Below are 14079 nucleotides of genomic sequence, written 5' to 3'. Positions count from 1 at the left end.
CGACGAAGGTGAAGGCGCGAAGGGGAAGGGTATGCAGGCCAGGCAAACATGTGCTTCGGCAGGTCGGCTCGTGGTTGCCTTGCTGCCCAGCGCTGCGGTTGCCAGTACTGCGGTGATGCGCTTCCGTCCCTCGGGACAACTTCTTCGTTGCAGTCGCAATCCTGTCGAACCGCCTTGTGGGCCGTGTGGACGCGAGGTTACCCCTGGGGTGAGCGGAGTGCACCTCGAAGGCCCCGTTCAGGGCCCCTGATTAGCGGGAGCGAGGCCATCATGCCCTTGGTAAAAAGAGCCTGTCAAACGTTTTGTAGTGCTTTTTTAGGTCTACTACATCTTTGGTCTAATACGACTCGTCAGTCAGTTTCAAGGCCGTTGGTCGAGCCCTTGAGTGGCCTGGATTCACTCAAGAAGCTCCACTTTCACCCGCAGCGTCATGCTATCCCCCCGCTGCGTGCCGTAAGTGCGGCTTGAATCGCTACGCCCTGCGATGCTTTGCGGGTTGTACCCTGCCAGGGGCAACCACTCGCCGAGCTTGCCGGTGATGGTCGTGTCGGTGCTCTGTACTTTCACTACATCTGCACGTTCGCTACTCATTCGGTCATGATTGGTGCTTATTTGCAGCCTGACGGTGTCGCCGCTCAGGCTTGGGGTTACGTAAAAGCCTTGGGTTACATTGCGGTATTGGGTATCACTGCGCAGGCGCCCGTAGTCATCGGTGCCCACCTGGGTAATAGGAATGCTCTGGCCCAGTTGAATCAGTGCCGGTTGCCCCTCGCTGGCCTGGATTTGTTGCACGCCCCCTTCGCGGTTCTGCGTGCTGTGGCGGATGACCTGGCCGTTGCCGCGGTCATCCTGGTAGTTGCTGTCGTCGTTGTCCACGCTGATGAGCAGGCGTTTCGGGGCGGTGTCCAGCTGCTGCAACAAGGTGCGCAAATCATCGATGCGCTGCGTGCTGGCGTTCACTACCAGCTTGTTCTCGAAGGCGGTCACCGTTCCATCCCCGCCGATGAATGCCTTGGCGGTAGGCAGCAGTTCGGCGCTGCTGCGGTGTTGCAGTGGCAGTACCTCGGTGGCAGCGTGGGCAGCAAAGCTGGCAATGAGCAGCAGGCCGAAGGCAAGAGGGCGTAGCGGCATGGCGTTGATCCCCGCATGGTGGAATAGGCATGTTGGCAAATCTAAAGCACTGTGGCTGAGCCTGAGTGATCCAGGCCCTATTATCTATATTTATCCGTTAAGCTATAAAATATAGTTCGCTAGATAATCAAGGATAAACCTATGAGCCCGTCCCGCCCCATCTTCCGCCGTACCGCGCTGGCAGAGACCCTGGTGCGCGACCTTGCCGGTGAATCACTGGTGGATTACAGCTCGGGTATGTTCCTGGCCGCGCCCAGGCGCACCGGCAAGAGCACCTTCCTCAACAACGACCTTGTGCCGGCGTGCGTGCAGCGTGGCTGGTTGCCGGTGTACGTCGACTTGTGGTCGGACCGCGATACGGACCCGGCCGAACTCATCAGCGGGGCCATCGGCACGGCACTGGCCCGCTTCGAGGGCACGCTGGCCAAAACGGCGAAGAAGGCCGGCATCGACAAGATCAACCTGCTGCGTACCTTGAGCTGGGACTTTACCCGACCGCAACTGCCTGCCGGCACGACCCTGGCACAGGCACTGGCCGTGCTGCACCAGGTGGCTGGCCAAATGGTCATCCTGATCATCGACGAAGCCCAGCATGCACTCAACAGCGCAGGCGGGCTGAATGCCATGTTTGCCCTGAAGGCTGCACGCGACCAGCTTAACCGGGGTGACCGGCCAGACGGCTTGCGCCTGGTATTCACAGGTTCCAGTCGCGACAAGCTGGCCAACCTGGTGCTCAAGAGCAAACAGCCGTTCTACGGCGCCAGCATTACCCCGTTCCCCTTGCTGGGGCGTGATTTTGTCGAGTTCATCACCCATGTGTGGAACAGCCGGCTGGCAGACAGCAACCAGTTCAAGGCCGATGACCTGGAGGATGCCTTCGAGCGGGTAGGGCGGCGGCCAGAAATGCTCGGCAAGCTGCTGGCTGAGGTAAGTGTGGGGCTCGGCGCGGCGGGTAACCTGGGGGCGCTGTTGCGTACAGGTGCGCTGAACCACCAAGCCGGCGTGTGGAGCGACTACGAAAGTGCCTGGAACGACCTGTCGCCGCTGCAGCAGGCGGTGTTGGCGGTGATGGCTGGGCGGGCGCTGGCCGGCCAGCCGTTCACGCCGTTCAGCGAGCAGACCCTGGCCGACGTAAACCGCACCCTTGAGCGCCAGCAGGCGGAACCTAACGCCAGCACGCCGAACGTACAAAAAGCCCTGGACGCGCTGCGCGAAAAGGAACTGGTGTGGAAGGCCAACCGTGGCGAGTACGCGCTGGAAGATGCTTCCATGGCCGAGTGGTTGGTGAAAGGCAGTTTGGCGTAGGTGTCACCTGGGCAGGCCGCTGATGATGAACGGTGGCCGCTGTCAGACAAATTCCGTAACATCGCGCCCCTGCTTTTTCACTGCCCTTCGCGGGCCGCAACACAGGATGCTCATGAAACCTGCCAACCTACGTGCCGACCTGCTGGCCGGCCTGACGACTTCGTTTGCGCTGGTGCCTGAGTGCATCGCCTTTGCCCTGGTGGCCCACCTCAACCCGCTGATGGGCCTGTACGGCGCGTTCATCATCTGCACCCTGACTGCGCTGTTCGGTGGCCGGCCAGGGATGATCTCCGGTGCTGCGGGCTCGATGGCCGTGGTGATCGTGGCGCTGGTGGTGCAGCACGGCGCCCAATACCTGCTGGCAACGGTATTGCTGGGCGGTGTGGTGATGATCCTGTTCGGTGTGTTGCGCCTGGGCAAACTGGTGCGCCTGGTGCCTTACCCGGTGATGCTGGGCTTCGTCAACGGCCTGGCCATCGTTATCGCCATGGCCCAGCTGGAGCACTTCAAGCAAGGTGAGCAATGGTTGATGGGCACGCCGTTGTACCTGATGGCCGGGCTGGTGGGCCTGACCATGCTGGTGGTCTACGGGCTGCCCAAGCTGACCCGCACGGTGCCCCCGGCGCTGGTGGCGATCCTCGGCGTGGGCCTGTTGGTGTACCTGCTCGACCTGCCCACCCGCACCCTGGGTGACATGGCGCACATTGCCGGTGGCCTGCCGCCGCTGGCGCTGCCAGATGTGCCCTGGAACCTGGAAACGCTGCGCATCATTGCCCCTTATGCGGTGCTGATGGCCATGGTCGGCCTGCTGGAAACCCTGCTTACCCTGAACCTTACCGATGAAATCACCGAGAGCCGCGGCTACCCCGACCGCGAGTGCGTGGCGTTGGGCGCGGCGAACATGGTGTCTGGCCTGTGCGGCGGCATGGGCGGCTGCGCGATGATCGGGCAAACCGTGATCAACCTCAGTTCCGGTGGCCGTGGCCGTTTGTCGGGGGTGGTCGCTGGGGTGATGATTCTGCTGTTCGTGTTGTTCCTGTCGCCACTGATCGAGCGTATTCCGCTGGCCGCGCTGGTGGGCGTGATGTTCGTGGTGGCCCAGCAGACGTTTGCCTGGGCATCGCTGCGGGTGTTGCACAAAGTGCCGGCCAGCGACGTGCTGGCAATCATTGCGGTGACCATCGTCACGGTGCTGACCGACCTGGCCATGGCTGTGCTGTTCGGCATCATCGTCGCGGCGCTGAACTTTGCCTGGCAGCATGCCCGAGAGTTGTATGCCGACAGCCATGATGACGGGGAAGGCGGCAAGCGTTACCAGGTGCATGGCACGCTGTTCTTTGCCTCCACCACGTCGTTTCTCAACCAGTTCGACACGCCCAACGACCCCGCCCAGGTCACGCTGGACTGCCAGCACCTGAGCTTTGTCGACTACTCAGCCATTGCCGCCCTGAAAACCCTGCGTGAGCGCTATGCAAAGGCCGGCAAGCATTTGCGGGTGGTGCACCTGTCTGAGCGGTGCAAGAAGCTGTTGAAGCGGGCAGGGGAGCAGCATTAACGGTTCAGGCCCGGCTGTTTACAGCTAAAACCGCCCCTACCCGCCGCGGTTCTTCTTGACGAGGGTGTCGGCGATGCTGGCCGGTGCCTCGGCATAGCGGGTGAACTCCATGGAGAAGCTCGCCCGGCCCTGGCTCATCGAGCGCATCGACGTGGCGTAGCCGAACATCTCGCCCAGCGGCACTTCCGCGCGGATGACCTTGCCGGCCGGCGTTTCATCGCCATCCTGGATAATGCCCCGGCGCCTGCTGAGGTCACCCAGGATGTCCCCCTGGTACTCCTCGGGGGTGACCACCTCTACCTTCATCACCGGCTCCAGCAATACCGCGCCGCCGTGTTGTGCCAGTTGCTTGGTGGCCATGGAGGCGGCGATCTTGTAGGCCATCTCGTTGGAGTCCACGTCGTGATACGAGCCGTCATACACCGCAGCCTTCAGGTTGATGAGCGGGTAGCCGGCCAGCACGCCGTTCTTCATCTGTTCTTCGATGCCTTTCTGAATGGCCGGGATGTATTCCCTGGGCACCACGCCGCCCACAATCTCGTTGATGAACGTTAGCCCCTCGGTGCCTTCGTCACCCGGCGCAAAGCGAATCCAGCAATGGCCATACTGGCCACGGCCACCCGACTGGCGAACGAAGCGGCCTTCAATCTCGCAGGTGTTGCGAATTTTTTCGCGGTACGCCACCTGCGGCTTGCCGATGTTGGCCTCCACGTTGAACTCGCGGCGCATGCGGTCGACGATGATGTCCAGGTGCAGCTCGCCCATGCCGGAGATGATGGTCTGGCCGGTTTCCTCATCGGTGCGTACGCGAAACGACGGGTCCTCCTGGGCCAGCTTGCCCAGGGCGATGCCCATTTTTTCCTGGTCGGCCTTGGTCTTGGGTTCCACCGCCACGGAAATCACCGGGTCGGGGAAATCCATGCGTTCCAGCACAATGGGCTTGTCCAGGTCGCACAGGGTATCGCCGGTGGTCACGTCCTTCATGCCGATCAGCGCGGCAATGTCACCGGCGCACACGTCCTTGATTTCTGCGCGCTGGTTGGCGTGCATCTGCACCATGCGGCCAATGCGCTCCTTTTTGCCCTTGACCGAGTTGAGCACGGCATTGCCAGAGCTGAGCACGCCGGAATAGACCCGGGCAAAGGTCAGCGTACCGACGAAGGGGTCGGTGGCAATCTTGAACGCCAGGGCCGAGAACGGCTCGTTGTCGTCGGCGTGGCGCTCCAGGTGCTTGGTGTCGTCGTCCGGGTGGGTGCCACGGATAGCCGGGATCTCGGAGGGGGCAGGGAGGTAGTCGATCACCGCGTCGAGCATCAGCGGCACCCCCTTGTTCTTGAACGATGAGCCCAGCACGGTGGGCACGATTTCGTTGTTCAGGGTGCGTTTGCGCAGGCCGGCCTTGATTTCGTCGGTCGTCAGCGCCTCGCCTTCCAGAAACTTCAGGGTGAGTGCGTCGTCGGCTTCGGCAGCAGCCTCCACCAGGTGCGCACGCCACTCATCAGCCAGCGCCTGCAGCTCAGCGGGAATGTCCTCTTCGCGGTAGCTGGTGCCCTGGTCGGCGTCGTTCCAGTAGATGGCTTTCATCTTCACCAGGTCGATCTGGCCCATAAAGTGTTCTTCGCTGCCAATGGCCAGCTGAATGGGCACCGGGTGATGGCCCAGACGCTGGTCGATCTGCTTGACCACCCGCAGAAAGTCGGCGCCCTGGCGGTCCATCTTGTTGATGTAGGCCAGGCGCGGCACATGGTACTTGTTGGCCTGCCGCCACACCGTTTCGGACTGCGGCTCTACCCCGTCGGCGCCGCTGAACACCACCACCGCGCCGTCGAGCACGCGCAGCGAACGCTCCACCTCGATGGTGAAGTCGACGTGGCCGGGGGTGTCGATGATATTGAAGCGGTACTTGTGGGCGAACTGCTTGGCCGAGCCCTGCCAGAACGCCGTGGTGGCGGCTGAAGTGATGGTGATGCCGCGCTCTTGCTCCTGGGCCATCCAGTCCATGGTCGCGGCGCCGTCATGCACCTCGCCCATCTTGTGGTTGACCCCGGTGTAGAACAGGATTCGCTCGGTGGTGGTGGTTTTGCCGGCATCCACGTGGGCAACGATGCCAATGTTGCGGTACAGCTCGATGGGAGTTGTGCGGGCCATGACAGGTTACCTGCGCAGAGGCGGATCCCCCCACGTTAGCAGACGCGGGGGATCCTGCCGTACCGCCTGGCTGTCAGTCGGCCGGGGCCTGCAACTGCCACTGGCCGTCCACTTCGCGGGCCAGGCCACTGGCGGGCAACAGGGCCAGCAGGCGTGGGTGCAGGCTGGCCTCGGTGAAGGTTTTGACGGTGGTCAGGTCCAGCGTGCCGAACAGGCCCAGGTCAGCCTTGGTGTACGACAGCCAGGCCTTTTTCAGTACCTGGGCCACGTCGCTGGCGCAGGTGCTGGCGAAGCGCCGGTGCCATTGGCGGTTGTCGAAGGTAAAGTTGTGCGCAAGGCTGTAGCCGGCCTGGTCCTGGCCTTCGGTGCAGCGGTGGCAGCGGCACGGCCCTTCGCCGAAGGCATTGCGCAGGTAGCTGTTGAAATCCACCACGGGCTTGAGGGACAGGCGTTTGTCCACATCGAACAGGTCGGCGATCAGGGGTTCTTCGGCGCTCACTCGGTATCCTCGTGTGGTGTGGCGTGCATCGGCGGGCACCCTAACAGATCGGGGCAGGCAGATCATCTTTTGCAGGGCTGGCTGCAAGGTAGCTGGCCCCGTGATCAGGTCATTAGAGACAACCCCAACCACCTGCCGTACTCTACGCCCCTACAACCCTACCCACCCCCTGAGGTAACCCGTTTGAGCAGCAAGTACCCGTACACCGCCACCGTCACCATCAGCGCCGAAGACCGTGGCGGCGACGCCGAAGCGTCAGAAAATACGGCCATGCGCGTGGGCCTGGAGGCAGTGACCGAAACCTTGAAGAAGGTGCATTTCGTAGGCACCCTCGCTGCCCCGGAGAAGCCAGCCACGCACATCTGCGTCACCCTGGAGAACGGCCTGACTTACTACGGCCCGATCGTGAATGGTCACGCCGAACTCGAAGGTGGCTGGATCGCGTTCGAGTCCGACATGCTCACCCCTGAAGAGCTGGGCCTGTAAGCCTCAGTTCAACGCCGCCAGGCACTGCTCGAGGATATCCAGGCCTTCTTCGAGCACCTCGGCCTCGATGGTCAGCGGTGCCAGCAGGCGGATGATGTGCCGGGCCTTGCCGCTGGGCATCAGCAGCAGCCCCTTGGCCCGCGCCGTTTCCAGCACCTTGGCCAGTTGGGCGGGCGCGGGCTTGCCCTCGGCGTCCACCAGCTCGATGCCACGCATGGCCCCCACGCCGGTCAGCCGGCCAAGCGCCGGGCACAGCCCGCTGGCCTTCCATTGCTCGAACCGCTGCGCAATGGCCTGGGCCTGGTGCTCACCCCAGGTCGCGATGTTGGCGTCGGTCATTTGCGCCAGGCTGGCCAGCGCTGCCGCACAGGCGATCGGGTTGCCGGAGTAGGTGCCGCCCAGGCCCCCCTTGGGCAGCGCGGCCAGCAGCGCCTGCCGGCCAACCAGCGCCCCCAGCGGCATGCCGCCTGCGATGCTCTTGGCCAGCAACACGAGGTCGGGCTCGATGCCCAGCCGGGTAAAGCCGAAGCGCTGGCCGGTGCGGCCAAACCCGGACTGGATCTCGTCAACGATCAGCAGAATGCCGTGGCTATCACAGAAGCGGCGCAGCGCCTGGGCAAACCCAGGGTCCATGGCCAGGAACCCGCCTTCCCCCTGTACCGGTTCGAAAATGAATGCGGCCACGTCTTCTACGGCCAGCTCCACACTGAACAAGCGCTCCATGGCCGCCAGCGCCTGGTCACAGCTAACACCGGTGTCGGCGCTGGGGTAGGGCAGGTGGTACACCGGGCCCGGTAATTCACCAACCCGCTGCTTGTAGGGCGCCACCTTGCCATTGAGGTTCAGGGTGGCCAGGGTGCGGCCGTGGAACCCGCCGTCGAACGCAATGACCGCGCGCTTGCCGGTGGCCGCGCGGGCTACCTTCAGGGCGTTTTCCGCCGCTTCGGCACCGCTGTTGGTCAGCATGCCTGCCACCGGGTAGCTGACCGGCACGAACTGGCTCAAGCGCTCCATCAACGCCAGGTAGGGGCCGTGCGGGGCGGCGTTGAATGCGTAGTGGGTCAGCTGGGCGGCCTGTGCCTGGATGGCCTGCACCACCGCTGGGTTGCAATGGCCCAGGTTGAGCACGCCGATGCCGCCGACGAAGTCGATGTAGCGCTTGCCGTCGGTGCCCCACACTTCGGCGTTGCGGCCATGGGAAAGGGTGATGGGGTGAACGATGGCAATGGACTGGCTGATACTTTCCTGGAGCATGGGTACGGGCACCTGTGGTCGGTCAGGTGCTTATCCAAGCCTTTTGGCCGGCAGCCGCGCAAACGAATTATTCGATTGGGGTCATTCCGTGTATTCCTGCAAAATTAAGCTGAAGGGCAAACTGAGCGCCAGGCTTCTTCGATGCAGTGAGGTTCTGTTAGCCGGTGATGAGGGCATGGGCATCCATATCATTCCCTGGTGGAATCACATACTTCTAAAAGGTCGTTTGTTGCCCCCCGTCGCAGGTTGAATACTGGCCCGGATCCATCAAAAGCATGGCCGATCCAGTAGAGGGTTCTCATGGCTTCCCCAAACAATAAGAAACAGCGTTCACTGCAACATGGCCTTACGTCCCGCCAGGTGTCGATGATCTCGATCGCCGGCATCATCGGCGCCGGCCTGTTCATTGGCTCGTCCAACGCGATTGCCACGGCAGGCCCCGCGATTCTCATCTCCTATGCCATGACCGGCCTGCTGGTGCTGCTGGTGATGCGCATGCTTGGGGAAATGGCCATTGCCAACCCCACCAGTGGCTCGTTCTCCACGTACGCCAGCGAAGCCATCGGGCCGTGGGCCGGTTTTACCATCGGTTGGCTGTACTGGTGGTTCTGGGTGCTGATCATTCCGGTGGAGGCCATTGCCGGCGCCGATATCTTGCATGCGTACTTCCCGCAGGTGCCGTCCTGGCTGTTCGCTTTCGTGATCATGCTGGTGCTATCGGGCACCAACCTGGTCAGCGTCAAGAACTTCGGGGCCTTCGAGTACTGGTTCGCGCTGGTGAAGGTGGTGGCGATCATCGCCTTCATCGTGGTGTGTACCCTGGCCGTCACCGGCTTCTGGCCGCTGGCGCAGGTGTCCGGGGTCAGCCGCCTGTGGGACCAGGGCGGCTTCATGCCCAACGGTTTCGGCACTGTGCTGGGCGGTGTGCTGATTACCATCTTCTCGTTCTTCGGTGCCGAAATCGTCACCATTGCGGCAGACGAAACGGCCAACCCCAAGGATAAGATCCGCCGTGCCACCAACCTGGTGGTGTACCGCATCGCCATCTTCTACCTGGCATCGATCTTCCTGGTGGTGTCGCTGGTGGCCTGGAACGACCCCGGCCTGAAGGCGGTGGGTTCGTTCCAGCGGGCACTGGAGGTGTTGAATGTGCCCGGTGCCAAGCTGCTGGTGGATGTGGTGGTGTTGGTGGCCGTGACCAGTTGCATGAACTCCGGCCTGTATACCGCCTCGCGCATGCTCTATTCGCTGGGTGCCCGCGGCCAGGCGCTCAGCGTTACCCGGCGCATCGCCGGCTCCGGCGTGCCGACCGTGGCGGTGGTGTTCTCTACCCTGGCCGGCTTCGCTGGGTGCCTGGTCAACTATGTGTTCCCGGGCAAGGTGTTCGGCTTCCTGCTGTCTACCACCGGTGCGATCGCCTTGCTGGTGTACCTGGTGATCGCCGTGTCGCAGTTGCGCATGCGGGCCCGCGCCGAACGGGAAGGGCGGCCGCTGGAGCTGAAGATGTGGCTGTTCCCCTGGCTGACCTGGCTGGTGATCGGCACCATCGTCATGGTGCTGGGGTACATGCTGTTCAGCGACGCCTACCGCTACGAGACGCTGATGACGGCAGCGGTGACGGCGTTCATTCTGCTGGTGTCGCTGACCCAGCGGCGCGGCGCGCAGCTTGCCCAAACGGCTTGAGGCTTCTGCTTTAATGGGGGCGTTGCGCGCCCCCATTCCAACAAGCACAGGAAGCGTATGAACCACACCCTCACTTGCCTGCAGGCCCTGGCCGCACCAGAAGGTATCTGCTACGGCTGCGGTTGCGCCCACCCCAGCGGCCTGCACGTGCAAAGCTACTGGGATGCGGACGGTATTCACCTGGTCTGCCGCCACACCCCCGACAGTACATTTACCGGTTGGCCTGGCCTGGTTTACGGCGGCCTGCTGGCGATGCTGGTGGACTGCCACTCCAACTGGACGGCCATGGCCTACCACTACCGCTGCGAAGGGCGCGAGCCTGGCAGCCTGCCCCGCATCGACTGCGTGACCGGCAGCCTCGGCCTGAACTACCTGAAGCCTACGCCCATGGGCGTCGAGCTGTTGCTCAAGGCCCGGGTAGAGGGGGAAGTGGGGCGCAAGAGCCGCGTGGTCTGCGAGGTGTGGGCCGGCGATACGCTAACCGTCACCGCCGATTCTGTTTTCGTACGGGTAGACACCGACAAGCTCAGGCTCAAGGCCCACGGGCACAGCTGAAGGCGTTCAGAACACCTGGCTCAACACCCAGTACAGGCAGCCGGCAAGCAGCATGGCGGCGGGCAGGGTCAATACCCAAGCCATCAGCAGGTTCAGCAGTGTGCGTTTCTGCAGCCCTGAGCCGCTGGCCACCATGGTGCCGGCCACGCCAGAACTCAGCACGTGGGTGGTGGATACCGGCAGGCCGAACATGTCTGCCGCGCCGATGGTGCACATGGCCACTACCTCTGCCGAGGCGCCCTGGGCGTAGCTGAGGTGCTGCTTGCCGATCTTCTCGCCCACGGTCTCTACAATGCGTCGCCAGCCCACCAGGGTGCCCAGCCCCAGGGCGATGGCCACCGCCACCTTGACCCACAGCGGGATGTAGCGGGTAGCGTCGTCCAGTGCCGCCTTGAACTGTTTCAACTGGTGGGCTGTGGTGGCATCCAGCGCTACCAGCCTGTTCTTGTCGATCAGGCGGATGCTTTCGCTTGCCAGGTACATGTCATTGCGTATGTTGGCCATGGCCTCGGCGGGTACCCGCTTCAGCGAGCCGTAGCCTGCGACCTGCTCGCCAATCATGCCGCTGAGCGCGGCCAGCGCCGGCAGCAGTTGCGGGCTGGCCTGCGGCTGAACCAGAAACGCCGTGAGCACCTGGCGCGGGTCACCCTGAATGGGCGCGGCACTGCCAAGCGCCTGCCGGGTACCCTGCGCTATGGCAGCAAAGCCTTGTGCCTGGTCATCCGGCATGGTCTTGTTGAGGGCGTAGGCCATGGGCAAGGTACCCACCAGTATCAGCATGATCAGGCCCATGCCTTTTTGCCCATCGTTGGAGCCATGGGCGAATGACACACCGGTGCAGGTAAGGATGAGCACGCCGCGAATCCACCAGGGCGGTGGTGTGTTGCCTTCAGGCGCCTGGTACAGGGCCTTGCGCTTCACCAGCGCCCTCAGCGCCACCAGCAGCAGCGCGGCACAGGCAAAGCCAATCAGCGGCGAGAACAGCAGGGCGTAGCCCACTTTGCTGGCCTGCGCCCAATCCACGCCACTGGTGCCTGCGCGCCCGTGCATCAGGGCATTGGCCACCCCCACACCGATGATCGAGCCGATCAACGTATGGGACGACGAGGCCGGCAGCCCAAGCCACCAGGTGCCCAGGTTCCAGATAATGGCCGCCAGCAGCAGCGCGAAGACCATGGCGAAGCCGGTGGTGGAGCCAACCTGCAGAATAAGCTCTACCGGCAGCAGGGCGACGATGCCGAATGCGACCGCGCCGCTTGATAGCAGCACCCCGAGGAAGTTGCACAACCCTGACCACACCACCGCAACGGGTGCCGGCAGGGCATGGGTGTAGATCACCGTGGCCACCGCGTTGGCGGTGTCATGGAAGCCATTGACGAATTCGAACCCCAGGGCGATCAGCAACGCCAGCCCAAGCAGCACAAAAGGGGTGAAGGTAGTGACCACGGTGCCGCTGGCGGTTACATCCTGCTTCAGGCTCCAGGCGGTGTAGGCAATGCAGGCAAGCAGTATGCCGAAAAACAGCAGTACAGCGGCGCGCCCAGGCCGATGTTGCAGTTGCGGGCGCGAATCACGCTGGACCAGTTGCGGGTGCATGGCCAGTGACGGGGTTGCCATGGGGGCTCCAGTTGGCATTGGGCGAAGGTGCCGAATGGCCCCCAGCATAAAAACATACGCTGATGTCACCGTGACCTCGGTCAATGAAATACCCAGGCCGCAGGTAGCAGGTGGTGCTAGGTTGAACCTGAGGATGCCTGCACAATGATGGCCGCACGAAGGGTTCGGCTACCCGGCCTTTCACACTGCAGGTTTTCATAAAGGGCAAGTGAATGGCGCTGCAATTGACCCCCGCCACAGACCACGACCTGGATTTCGCCCGTAACCTCACCCGGCAAGCCATGCTGCCCTATTACCGGGAATACGACCTGCTGTGGGTGGAGCAGGCGTTCGACCAAGCCTGGGGCTGGCGCGAGCAGTGGCTGGTCACCCAGGGCGATACGGTGTTGGGTTTTTGCAGCCTGAGCCAGGACCGCCAGGCGCTGTTCATTCGCGAGCTGCACCTGTTGCCAGCGCACCGGGGCTGCGGCGTGGGTGCCTGGGTGCTGGAAACCTTGGCCCAGTGGTGCCGCCAGCGGCAACTGGGCTTGCTGCGGCTGATGGTGTTCCGCAGCAACCCTGCCAGGGGCCTGTACCAGCGCCACGGTTTCGTGGAAATGGGCGAGGACGAATGCTTCGTGCGCATGCAGCGCGTGATCGACCAATAACGCCAGGGTGGCTTGTGGTAGATGGGTTGCATCGGCATAGTGGCCCCATGGACCCATGTGGGGGTTGGCCCCCATGCACATGCAAAGGGATAAGGAGATGCCCGGATGAATGGAATCGGCCCGCGCCTGCGGGAAGAACGTGAAAGGCTGGGCATGACCCAGCGGGTATTCGGTGATATCGGCGGGGTTGAACCCAACGCCCAGGGCAAGTACGAAAGCGGCGAACGCACGCCGCGTGCGGACTACCTGGCAGCAGTGGCAGCCAGCGGGGTGGATGCGCTTTATGTGCTCAGTGGCCAGCGCACACCGCCCCCGCTGGCGGGCCTTAGCACGGGCGAAACCGGCCTGCTGAGTGCCTTCCGCCAGTTGCCGAGCGACGACCAGGCGGCGATCTGGCACCTGTTGGGGCGTTTGGCCGACGACAGGCAAGTACAGCAGGGCACCAGGCGATCAGGCACCACCCGTCAGCCGTTTCTGACGGAAGCAATACGCTAGGCCCGCTGTGAAATTTTTTGTTAAGGTGGCGGGATCCAATCGCCCTGCTGAAGAGGTGTGTGCTTGATTAGGGTTTTGGTGGTCGATGACCACGATCTGGTACGAGCCGGTATTACGCGCATGCTGGCCGATATCGACGGCCTGCAGGTGGTGGGTGAGGGTGATTCAGGCGAATCGGCGCTCAAGCTTGCCCGCGAGCTGAAGCCCGACGTGGTGCTGATGGACGTGAAAATGCCCGGCATCGGCGGCCTCGAAGCTACCCGCAAATTGCTGCGCAGCCACCCGGACATCAAGGTGATTGCCGTTACCGTCTGCGAAGAAGACCCGTTCCCCACGCGCCTGCTGCAAGCCGGCGCAGCAGGGTACCTGACCAAGGGTGCCGGCCTTGACGAAATGGTCCAGGCCATTCGCCTGGCCTTCGCCGGCCAGCGCTACATCAGCCCCCAGATTGCCCAGCAGTTGGCGTTGAAATCGTTCCAGCCCCAGGGCTCACCGTTCGATACGCTGTCTGAGCGCGAAATCCAGATCGCGTTGATGATTGTCGGCTGCCAGAAAGTGCAGATCATCTCCGACAAGTTGTGCCTCTCGCCCAAGACCGTCAATACTTACCGGTATCGGATCTTTGAAAAACTCTCGGTCACCAGCGACGTCGAACTGACCTTGCTGGCCGTTCGCCACGGTATGGTCGACGCAAGCCTGTAAAC

Annotated in this window: 13 protein-coding genes; 8 read left to right on the top strand and 5 right to left on the bottom strand. The window is 63.0% G+C overall.

The window, feature by feature from the left end; genetic code table 11:
• Positions 1–396: 396 nt before the first annotated feature.
• On the bottom strand, positions 397–1131 hold the full coding sequence (locus IAE36_RS03295; RefSeq protein WP_201210197.1) for a secretin N-terminal domain-containing protein: 735 nt from the start codon (positions 1129–1131) through the stop codon (positions 397–399).
• 141 nt (positions 1132–1272) lie between these two features.
• On the opposite strand from IAE36_RS03295, the gene IAE36_RS03290 reads away from it, so the two are divergent.
• Both IAE36_RS03290 and IAE36_RS03285 read left to right on the top strand, forming a co-directional pair.
• Positions 1273–2436 carry a hypothetical protein gene (locus IAE36_RS03290; protein WP_201210196.1) on the top strand — a complete coding sequence of 388 codons (1164 nt, stop codon included), beginning with the start codon at positions 1273–1275 and terminating at the stop codon, positions 2434–2436.
• A gap of 112 nt (positions 2437–2548) precedes the next feature.
• Positions 2549–3991, top strand: a complete 1443-nt coding sequence (locus IAE36_RS03285) for a SulP family inorganic anion transporter (protein WP_201210195.1) — start codon at positions 2549–2551, stop codon at positions 3989–3991.
• 36 nt (positions 3992–4027) lie between these two features.
• Here IAE36_RS03285 and fusA read toward each other — a convergent pair whose 3' ends face one another.
• Both fusA and IAE36_RS03275 read right to left on the bottom strand, forming a co-directional pair.
• The gene (gene fusA / locus IAE36_RS03280; RefSeq protein WP_201210193.1) at positions 4028–6139 is read right to left on the bottom strand and encodes an elongation factor G; all 2112 of its coding nucleotides are present in this window, start codon (positions 6137–6139) and stop codon (positions 4028–4030) included.
• Between the two features lie 73 nt (positions 6140–6212).
• Positions 6213–6638 (bottom strand): hypothetical protein, encoded by a 426-nt coding sequence (locus IAE36_RS03275; RefSeq protein WP_201210192.1) that lies wholly within the window; start codon positions 6636–6638, stop codon positions 6213–6215.
• Between the two features lie 183 nt (positions 6639–6821).
• On the opposite strand from IAE36_RS03275, the gene IAE36_RS03270 reads away from it, so the two are divergent.
• Complete coding sequence (locus IAE36_RS03270) at positions 6822–7124, top strand: hypothetical protein (protein ID WP_201210191.1); 303 nt, start codon at positions 6822–6824, stop codon at positions 7122–7124.
• Between the two features lie 3 nt (positions 7125–7127).
• Here IAE36_RS03270 and IAE36_RS03265 read toward each other — a convergent pair whose 3' ends face one another.
• Positions 7128–8378 (bottom strand): 2-aminoadipate transaminase, encoded by a 1251-nt coding sequence (locus IAE36_RS03265; RefSeq protein WP_201210190.1) that lies wholly within the window; start codon positions 8376–8378, stop codon positions 7128–7130.
• 300 nt (positions 8379–8678) lie between these two features.
• On the opposite strand from IAE36_RS03265, the gene IAE36_RS03260 reads away from it, so the two are divergent.
• Both IAE36_RS03260 and IAE36_RS03255 read left to right on the top strand, forming a co-directional pair.
• A complete protein-coding gene (locus IAE36_RS03260; RefSeq protein WP_060481459.1) occupies positions 8679–10061 on the top strand; it encodes an amino acid permease in 1383 nt (460 codons plus the stop codon).
• Between the two features lie 57 nt (positions 10062–10118).
• A complete protein-coding gene (locus tag IAE36_RS03255) occupies positions 10119–10616 on the top strand; it encodes a PaaI family thioesterase (RefSeq protein WP_201210189.1) in 498 nt (165 codons plus the stop codon).
• Positions 10617–10622: 6 nt separating this feature from the next.
• Here the strand turns inward: IAE36_RS03255 and IAE36_RS03250 are convergent, their stop codons facing one another.
• Positions 10623–12233, bottom strand: coding sequence for an inorganic phosphate transporter (locus IAE36_RS03250; RefSeq protein ID WP_201210188.1), 1611 nt, complete (start codon positions 12231–12233; stop codon positions 10623–10625).
• 212 nt (positions 12234–12445) lie between these two features.
• Here IAE36_RS03250 and IAE36_RS03245 point away from each other — a divergent pair, with 212 nt between their 5' ends.
• The 3 genes from IAE36_RS03245 to gacA all read left to right on the top strand — a co-directional run bounded on the left by IAE36_RS03245 (position 12446) and on the right by gacA (position 14077).
• Positions 12446–12880: a GNAT family N-acetyltransferase gene (locus IAE36_RS03245; RefSeq protein WP_201210187.1), complete on the top strand. Its 435-nt coding sequence runs from the start codon at positions 12446–12448 to the stop codon at positions 12878–12880.
• Positions 12881–12985: 105 nt separating this feature from the next.
• Positions 12986–13375, top strand: coding sequence for a helix-turn-helix domain-containing protein (locus IAE36_RS03240; RefSeq protein ID WP_201210185.1), 390 nt, complete (start codon positions 12986–12988; stop codon positions 13373–13375).
• 63 nt (positions 13376–13438) lie between these two features.
• Entirely contained in the window at positions 13439–14077 is a 639-nt protein-coding gene (gacA, locus tag IAE36_RS03235; protein ID WP_201210184.1) for a response regulator transcription factor GacA, read from the top strand.
• Positions 14078–14079 lie beyond the last annotated feature (2 nt).

The organism is Pseudomonas sp. S36 (assembly GCF_016647875.1).
GTDB lineage: Bacteria > Pseudomonadota > Gammaproteobacteria > Pseudomonadales > Pseudomonadaceae > Aquipseudomonas > Aquipseudomonas parafulva.
This window is presented reverse-complemented; position numbering and strand designations above follow the sequence as displayed.

Excerpts from the sequence above, each read along its gene's own strand:
- IAE36_RS03265 (WP_201210190.1), bottom strand. The coding sequence starts at position 8,378 with ATGCTCCAGGAAAGTATCAGCCAGTCCATTGCCATCGTTCACCCCATC.
- fusA (WP_201210193.1), bottom strand. The coding sequence starts at position 6,139 with ATGGCCCGCACAACTCCCATCGAGCTGTACCGCAACATTGGCATCGTT.
- IAE36_RS03245 (WP_201210187.1), top strand. The coding sequence starts at position 12,446 with ATGGCGCTGCAATTGACCCCCGCCACAGACCACGACCTGGATTTCGCC.
- IAE36_RS03285 (WP_201210195.1), top strand. The coding sequence starts at position 2,549 with ATGAAACCTGCCAACCTACGTGCCGACCTGCTGGCCGGCCTGACGACT.
- IAE36_RS03255 (WP_201210189.1), top strand. The coding sequence starts at position 10,119 with ATGAACCACACCCTCACTTGCCTGCAGGCCCTGGCCGCACCAGAAGGT.
- IAE36_RS03290 (WP_201210196.1), top strand. The coding sequence starts at position 1,273 with ATGAGCCCGTCCCGCCCCATCTTCCGCCGTACCGCGCTGGCAGAGACC.
- IAE36_RS03295 (WP_201210197.1), bottom strand. The coding sequence starts at position 1,131 with ATGCCGCTACGCCCTCTTGCCTTCGGCCTGCTGCTCATTGCCAGCTTT.
- IAE36_RS03240 (WP_201210185.1), top strand. The coding sequence starts at position 12,986 with ATGAATGGAATCGGCCCGCGCCTGCGGGAAGAACGTGAAAGGCTGGGC.
- IAE36_RS03260 (WP_060481459.1), top strand. The coding sequence starts at position 8,679 with ATGGCTTCCCCAAACAATAAGAAACAGCGTTCACTGCAACATGGCCTT.
- IAE36_RS03250 (WP_201210188.1), bottom strand. The coding sequence starts at position 12,233 with ATGGCAACCCCGTCACTGGCCATGCACCCGCAACTGGTCCAGCGTGAT.